A 5,122-nucleotide genomic window follows, 5' to 3' on the forward strand; every position below is an offset into this window, starting at 1 on the left:
TCAGGCATTGAGACGATGCATATGATCAGGAAAGGCCAGATGAAGGACAGCGGCGTCACCCGAACCGCTGCCGATCAGTTCTATTCGTTGGTGGTATAAGGACTCCTTATCTTTGCGGAATTTTCTTGCCTTGCCGCCGTTATCGCGACACAACCCATTGATCGCTATCCGCCGAGCGCGACGGCTGGGATCACCGACGGCGGGCCGTGGCAATGAGACATCTTGAGGCAATGGGCAAGGAAATTGGGACTTTGGTCCATCTTCCCGGACGTGGCATCGATCACCGGTGTACGTATTTATCGACCTGTACGACAAAATCGTACACCGACATATTTTCGTACATATAGGGTCTCATTGCTACTTGAAACGCAATCCCAATAAGGTTTCTGGTTTTTTTGTACGATTTTTTGACTATGTACGATTTTCACGTACACTTTCCATAAATCGTACAAAGGAGCTGACTATGGCTCAACAGCAACCGCTCTCATTTACCGACAACCAGCTGCTCCTCGATGCCTGCACCGCATTCGCGAGCTCCACCCGCATCTTCCATGCGGAGCCCGTCAACGCGCAGAGGTTCCAGGGGCCATCGGTGGACGCCGCAATCCGCTTCAAAATAGACGGCACCGAGTTCACGATGCCCGTTCATTTCGCGCGGGCCCTTCCATACGGAATCGTCTTCCCTGAGCAACACCAATATGTGACCGACCAACAGAAGCGCCCCCCCCGCTCACCGCTTCTGCTGGCCTCGTATATCGGCCCGATTCACGCGCGCAAGCTCATCGAGATGGGCCGTCCGTTCCTCGATGCCGCGGGTAACGTGTTCCTCCGCGAGCCCGAGGCTACGGTCATGGTCATTGGACAGCCAAAGCCGGCGATCGCATCGGCCAAAAATTCTGCGCGTGCAACCACACGCAAGGGCTTGCAGGTCATGTTCGCCCTCGCGACGCAGCCACACATCGTCAATGCACCATACCGGACGATCGCGGACGTATCTGCTGTCGCGCTGAGCACGGTCAATCAGGTCGTCGACGACCTCATGGAACGTGGTCTTCTGGCGACGCGTCGCGGCGGAGAACGCCTGATTCCCGATTGGCAGAGGTACGTAAAGGAATGGGTGAGCCTTTACCCCTCACGGCTGCGCGCGAAATTGCCCTCGGCAAGATTTGCGAGCACCGCTCCGGAGTGGTGGCGCGAGTTCAATTTCGAGACAATCCATGGCCTGCTGGGGGGCGAAGCTGCGGCGGACATCTTGACGGGTAGCCTACGCCCCGCCCAGGTCACAATCTACAGCCAGGCTTCGCCGGGCCGCGAGTTCATGCTGAAAGCCCGTTTGCACCCGGATGCTGCCGGCGACGTCGAAGTCGTCCAGGCATTCTGGCCGGAGAACTACGCGCAAGGCTGGCCAAAGGGTATGGCCCAACTTGTCCATCCGCTTCTGATTTACGCCGACTTGCTAGCCTCTGGCGACGGAAGAAACCTCGAGATTGCACAAAACATTCATGAACAGTATCTCTCCGCCCCGATACCTTAAGGTAGGAACCGATCGCCCGCTCGAGCCCGCGACAATCGCCCTGCTCAAAAACCTTAATGAGGCCACAAGCCGCCTCGGCGCGCCCTTTGTGGTGGCCGGCGCGACCGCACGCGACATCATCCTGTGGCACGTCTACGGTCAGCCTCGAGCGCGCGCGACAAGAGACGTTGACGTCGCAGTTTGTGCAGTCAGTTGGGACGAACACCGGATGCTTCTCACCGAACTGCAAGCTGGCGGTCACTTCATTAGCGACTCAAAGCAGCAGCAGAGGCTATGGTTTATCGACACGGGCAACGAGTACAAACTGCCGCTCGATATCGTCCCGTTCGGCCGGATCGAACAACCCGAAGGGTCCATCGCCTGGCCGCCGGATGGCGACACTGTTATGAACGTGCTGGGATTCCAGGAAGCAGTCGATAGTGCCGTGCAGGTCGAGATCGACGATGGGTTGGCCGTTCCGGTTGTCACGTTGCCAGCGCTCACCCTGTTAAAGGTAATGGCGTGGAAAGACCGGCGAGCCGAGAACAACAAGGACGCATCAGACTTGCTGTTGCTGCTGCGAAATTATCTGGACGCGGGCAACAAGGAGCGCATCTGGGAGGTTGCTGAAGATCTTCTGAACGAGCATGAGTTTGACCTCACCCTTGCGGCATGCGGATTACTTGGAAGAGATGCGAAAGACATCGCGCTTGCGGCAACTACGGAAGCGATCGCAGCCATCTTGGCCGATGCGGATACCTACGAACTGCTGAGGCGTGACATAGTCGCGTGCGCCGCCGGACCGTTACTGGACGACTATGTCGACGGGTCAGAAGAATCCCTGAGCGCCTTTCGTTATGGCTTTCTCAACGCACCGTAATCGAGTCGCCGAAGGCGCCGACGCTAGTGGCCACCAACCCTGAGCCACCTGCAACCCGGATGTCAGCGACAAGGCGGCAACTCCGCCAACCGGTGATCATGGCGATCTCGTTCATAATCAAAAGCGCCCACCGGTTCGTGATACAGGAATGGCGAGCGTGGACTGCTGACTGATGGCGTCTGACGTGATCAACCGGTGTAGCCCCTATCGCTGGTTTCGGCGAACGACTCGACTCTGCTGCGGATTCAACCGGTGGATGCAACGGCTTGTTGAAATCGTTCAGTTGGTGTGTCGAAGTCTAGTGTTTTTCGGGGACGTTCGTTGAGTCGCCTCGCCACGGCATTAAGTCTGGCCTTTGAATAACCAGAGAGATCGAGACCGTGGGAAATTTGAGCCGTCAATGCTCTTTGCATGGGGCAGTGAGCGGCCATCTACGGCCATTCAGGCAGGACGGCTCTCGGACGCTCGAGCGTCCCTTCTGTTTCCGAAGCCTGCCCTTGACCCGAAAGAACGACGCAGCAGGGACGAGTCGATCGCGGTCCCATGCATGGAATTCGCGCAGACGATCAGCCTCTTTTTCGCGACCTCGCGCGCCTCGCGTCAGCTTGTGCCCGACCTTGCTTGTCGCCTGCCGTGCGGCTCTTCAAATGATCGATGAACGCGCGCAGCTTCGGCATGATCTGCCGGCGACCTGGATAGCAAAGAAACACCCCCGGCCTCATCGGCGCGTACGCCTCCAGCACCTCTACCAGCTTTCCCGATCTCAACCCAACTGCGGCCAGCGGCTCAGGCAACTGGGCAAGGCCCAGGCCTTCTATCGCCGCGCCAAGCACAGTGGGAAAGTCACTGGCGATGAGGGGGCCGGATACGGCGATCTCGATCGTCTGGTCGTTGTCGTTGAATGACCATAGCGCGAGCGCGCCGTTGGATCGCCGCCATCGCAGGCATGCATGCTGGCGCAGGTCGTTCGGGTGAGTGGGCCGGCTGCGCTCCGTGAAGTAGGCAGGGCTGCCGACGACGATGAGGCGGAACGGTGGCGTCATTGGCACCGCGACCATATCGGGAGCAACGAGATGCCCTAGCCGGACAGCGGCATCGAATCCTTCGGCCGCAAGGTCGGTCACCTTCTTGCTCGCAGCAAGCTCCACCTCGACATCGGGATAAGCCCGGCAGAACGATGCGACCAGTTCCAGCAGAGTCGGGACGACCGCCCGCGGCACCGAGAGACGCAGCAATCCAGCCGGCCGCTGGCCGAGTCCGCGCGCAACCTCACTGGCAGCGACCAGTTCCTCGAAGGCAGGCTTTGCGCGCGCGAGAAACTGGTCGCCGGCTTCGGTCAGGCCGACACTGCGCGTGGTACGTATGAAGAGCGCCGCGCCAATGCGCGCTTCGAGTACCCGCACCGTCTGGCTGACGGCCGACGGTGTCACGGCGAGCTCCGCGGCTGCCTTGCGAAAACTGCGATGCTGGGCAACGCTCAGAAACACCTCCACGCCATCCAGCGCGCCCTGCCTGACTGTGAAGTTCTGCTTCATGACCTGTCAACATTGTGATGGATAGTCGCATGCAAAAATGGATGATACCTTGGCGCCAGCAATTGACGAGTCTGGATTTTGCAATGACTGATGCACTTGATGGCGCACGCGAACACTATCGTCGCGCGACCGGCTTGACCGGGCGGCTGACGATCGCGCTCGCGGTTTACGGGCCGGAAGATCGGCCGCTCACACCGCAGCAACTGGACGCGCGCGACCACTTTCACACGCGTGGGCTTGCTGCCGCGGCCGATCTTGCCCAACTGGCCAGAATCTCCGCCGACATGTCGGTGCTGGACGTTCGACGAATCGCCTTCTTCTCAATTTGACAACAGCCTCTGTGCTGCTCACTTCTGCTGGAGTTTCCATGGCGCAAACCACTCCGTTGCCAACCACGCCCACCACGCCCACCACGAAGATATTGGCGATTGGCACCTTTCCGCCGGGCACGGACATGCAACTTGTCCAACACATTCTTCCGACCGAAGTTCGCGAGACGGCGCAGCTCTACCTCGAGGGCAAGATCGACCAGTGGTATTCGCTGCAAGACCGGGCTGGGGTGGCGTTCATCCTGAACGTCACTGACGTAAATCAAGCGCATGAAATGCTCGAGGCGCTTCCCTTGGGGAAAGCGCACTTGATGACTCTCACGCTCCTCCCAATCGGCCCACTGAAGCCGTTGAGCAAGCTTCTGAATCCGCCTTCGCCCCAGTAGAAAACGCTAGAGCGTATTGGGCGGCTGCGCTGCCGGCTTTCCTGAAGCGGCAGGCAGCGCGGACAGAGCATTTCGCCGTTGTGATTTGGTAACCTGGAAGTTGCCAGGTTATATCGGCGCGGACTGTTCATGGCGTCCTATGGCCCGTCACCCTATGATGCGCGTAGCGATTAAGGCGTTATCGATCATGGCGCAATTTTTTAACTCCTTGTCAGGATCAAACATGAAGCTTTATTACTCGCCGGGCGCATGCTCGTTTGCGTGTCATAGTCGGCGTCAGGTAACAGGCAGAAACGACTAGCTTCCAGGTTTTGATTCTGCCTGAAGCAAGAGTCACTAAGGAGCACAGATATGATTGAGCCGGTCCAGGCGGGGACCGGTAGAGTCATGCCCTGAGTAGGTCTGTCAAGCATTCGTTCAACATCTACGCTCGCTACGGCGATTATCCCGCGCCCGCCCGTGGACAGCCGCCTGACGGC

At 58.9% G+C, this 5,122-nt stretch carries 5 protein-coding genes and 2 pseudogenes; 5 read left to right on the plus strand and 2 right to left on the minus strand.

The annotated features are described in order from the left end of the window. From P3T43_RS35245 to P3T43_RS35255, 3 genes and pseudogenes are all read left to right on the plus strand, one after another. A pseudogene (locus P3T43_RS35245) lies at positions 1 to 99 on the plus strand (IS6 family transposase); the annotation flags it as partial. Between the two features lie 364 nt (positions 100 to 463). Beyond that, the gene (locus P3T43_RS35250; protein ID WP_429285605.1) at positions 464 to 1,534 is read left to right on the plus strand and encodes a type IV toxin-antitoxin system AbiEi family antitoxin; all 1,071 of its coding nucleotides are present in this window, start codon (positions 464 to 466) and stop codon (positions 1,532 to 1,534) included. After that, a complete protein-coding gene (locus tag P3T43_RS35255) occupies positions 1,503 to 2,393 on the plus strand; it encodes a nucleotidyl transferase AbiEii/AbiGii toxin family protein (protein ID WP_429285606.1) in 891 nt (296 codons plus the stop codon). Before P3T43_RS35250 ends, P3T43_RS35255 begins: the two co-directional genes overlap by 32 nt. A 245-nt stretch (positions 2,394 to 2,638) precedes the next feature. Here the strand turns inward: P3T43_RS35255 and P3T43_RS35260 are convergent. Both P3T43_RS35260 and P3T43_RS35265 read right to left on the minus strand, forming a co-directional pair. Then, positions 2,639 to 2,773, minus strand: a pseudogene (locus P3T43_RS35260) (IS30 family transposase); the annotation flags it as partial. A 186-nt stretch (positions 2,774 to 2,959) separates the two neighbouring features. Next, positions 2,960 to 3,928: a LysR family transcriptional regulator gene (locus P3T43_RS35265; protein ID WP_429285607.1), complete on the minus strand. Its 969-nt coding sequence runs from the start codon at positions 3,926 to 3,928 to the stop codon at positions 2,960 to 2,962. An 83-nt stretch (positions 3,929 to 4,011) separates the two neighbouring features. Between P3T43_RS35265 and P3T43_RS35270 the strand changes: the two genes are divergently transcribed. Both P3T43_RS35270 and P3T43_RS35275 read left to right on the plus strand, forming a co-directional pair. Next, the gene (locus P3T43_RS35270) at positions 4,012 to 4,257 is read left to right on the plus strand and encodes a hypothetical protein (RefSeq protein ID WP_429285608.1); all 246 of its coding nucleotides are present in this window, start codon (positions 4,012 to 4,014) and stop codon (positions 4,255 to 4,257) included. A gap of 38 nt (positions 4,258 to 4,295) precedes the next feature. After that, positions 4,296 to 4,643: a hypothetical protein gene (locus P3T43_RS35275; protein WP_429285609.1), complete on the plus strand. Its 348-nt coding sequence runs from the start codon at positions 4,296 to 4,298 to the stop codon at positions 4,641 to 4,643. Positions 4,644 to 5,122: the final 479 nt, after the last annotated feature.

The sequence above is a fragment of the Paraburkholderia sp. GAS41 genome, from assembly GCF_050436545.1.
GTDB lineage: Bacteria > Pseudomonadota > Gammaproteobacteria > Burkholderiales > Burkholderiaceae > Paraburkholderia.

Coding starts and splice junctions, on each gene's coding strand:
- P3T43_RS35265 (WP_429285607.1), bottom strand. CDS start 3,928: ATGAAGCAGAACTTCACAGTCAGGCAGGGCGCGCTGGATGGCGTGGAG.
- P3T43_RS35270 (WP_429285608.1), top strand. CDS start 4,012: ATGACTGATGCACTTGATGGCGCACGCGAACACTATCGTCGCGCGACC.
- P3T43_RS35255 (WP_429285606.1), top strand. CDS start 1,503: ATGAACAGTATCTCTCCGCCCCGATACCTTAAGGTAGGAACCGATCGC.
- P3T43_RS35275 (WP_429285609.1), top strand. CDS start 4,296: ATGGCGCAAACCACTCCGTTGCCAACCACGCCCACCACGCCCACCACG.
- P3T43_RS35250 (WP_429285605.1), top strand. CDS start 464: ATGGCTCAACAGCAACCGCTCTCATTTACCGACAACCAGCTGCTCCTC.